At 40.9% G+C, this 1,739-nt stretch carries 1 protein-coding gene; it reads left to right on the top strand.

Annotation, left to right across the window (positions count from 1 at the left end; all coding sequences use genetic code 11):
- Positions 1-148 precede the first annotated feature (148 nt).
- On the top strand, positions 149-1,612 hold the full coding sequence (locus J2Z34_RS17485) for an IS1182 family transposase (RefSeq protein WP_209461158.1): 1,464 nt from the start codon (positions 149-151) through the stop codon (positions 1,610-1,612).
- Positions 1,613-1,739 lie beyond the last annotated feature (127 nt).

The raw sequence follows: 1,739 nt of genomic DNA, 5'->3' as shown, positions 1-1,739 counted from the left end.
GAGGACGCTGAAAAAGTACCGAACATTAACTAAGATCTGAGTTAAGAGCTCAGGTCTTTTTCTTTGGAATTCCAAGTAATATCTATTGTATATTTAATAGATATGTGGTACTATTAGTATAGGGTTATTATATTTTTAGAGGTGTACCATGATTAATTTCCAAACAGAAATATCTTTAAGCAAATACTCCGGGCTCTATGATTTGATCATCCCCAAGAACCATATTCTTCGTCGTCTTTCTGAGGAGATTGACTTTTCAAAGATTGAAGATGAGCTAATCAAGAAGTATTGTCTGGACAACGGAAGGAATGCCATCCCTCCTATGAGACTGATTAAGTATTTGGTCCTCAAAGAAATGTACACACTATCAGATGTAGACCTTGTTGAGCGTTCAATGTACGACATGTCCTTTAAGTTCTTTCTAGGATTGACGCCGGAGGATGAAGTTATCCATCCCAGTTCACTTACCAAATTCAGGAAGCTTCGCCTTAAGGATACTAACATCCCTACTGAGCTTGTTAATCTAAGTGTAGGTTATGCCATAAAGAAGAGTTTAATCAAGACAGGAACCATAATAGTAGATTCTACCCACACGAAGAGTCAGTTCAACCTGAAGTCACAAAGGGAAATTCTAATCGAGAGCTGCAAGAACCTTAGAAAAGCGGTATACCACATAGATGAAAGTTACAAGGACAGGATGCCTGCGAAAGTAACAAGCGGTATCTATGAAGACCAGATTGAATATGCAATTAAGCTTACCAGGCTGATTAGGTCTGATGAGGAAATAATCAAGAATCCGACTGTAATGGAGGCGCTGAACTATGTGGAAGAGGTGCTCGCAGACAATCAGGAGCATATCGAACGCTCTAAAGACTCAGATGCACGTGTAGGCCACAAGACTGCTGACACTTCTTTCTTCGGATACAAAACACATCTTGCACTTACCCCTGAGAGAATACTAACTGCTTTCACCATCACCTCCGGAGAGAAGCCAGATGGTAAAGAGCTTGAAGGGTTGATTGCAATGACAGAAAATGTAGGAGTGAAGGTCGATTCAGTCGTTGGAGATTCTGCGTATTCCGAAAAGGATAATTTGGAGATGGCAAAGGAACGCAAAATAAAGCTTGTATCCAGGTTAAGCGAATCTGTAACACATAGCCCAAACAAGAATTCACCGAACTTCACCTTCAACAAAGATGCTGGGATGTATGTCTGTAAAGCTGGACACATGAGTATAAAGAAAACAATAACTGGAAAGAAAAAGAGAGAGAAAACCGGTTCGGCTGCAGTAAGAACCTACTTCTTTGATGTTGAGAAGTGTAGGCTTTGCCCGCATCGGGAAGGTTGCTACAAAGAAGGATCAAAGACCAAGTCATTCTCGGTTACCTTGATGTCAACTATCCATTCGGAACAGAAGACATATCAGGAAACTGAAGAATTCAAGACTCTGGCAAAAGAACGTTATAAAATCGAAGCCAAGAACAGCGAGCTGAAACATGGCCATGGTTATGATGTAGCATCAGGACGTGGTCTGTTTGGTATGGAACTGCAAGGAGCATTCACCATCTTCGCTGCTAATATGAAGAGGATATTTGCTCTGTTAGGGGACTAATGAGTAGAAAATAGTAGAAACTGAGCTGCTATAACTCTAAAAAAAGGAAGATAAGAGGGTCCGGATTCCGTCCCCTCTTATCTTCTGCTCAAATCATGCTAATTTTGGGGGCTTTTTCAGTGCCCTC

The organism is Youngiibacter multivorans, from assembly GCF_017873395.1.
Taxonomy (GTDB): Bacteria; Bacillota; Clostridia; order Clostridiales; family Clostridiaceae; genus Youngiibacter; species Youngiibacter multivorans.
The sequence above is the reverse complement of the archived record's forward strand: the minus strand, read 5'-3'. Positions and strand labels throughout refer to the sequence as shown.

Coding starts and splice junctions, on each gene's coding strand:
- J2Z34_RS17485 (WP_209461158.1), top strand. CDS start 149: ATGATTAATTTCCAAACAGAAATATCTTTAAGCAAATACTCCGGGCTC.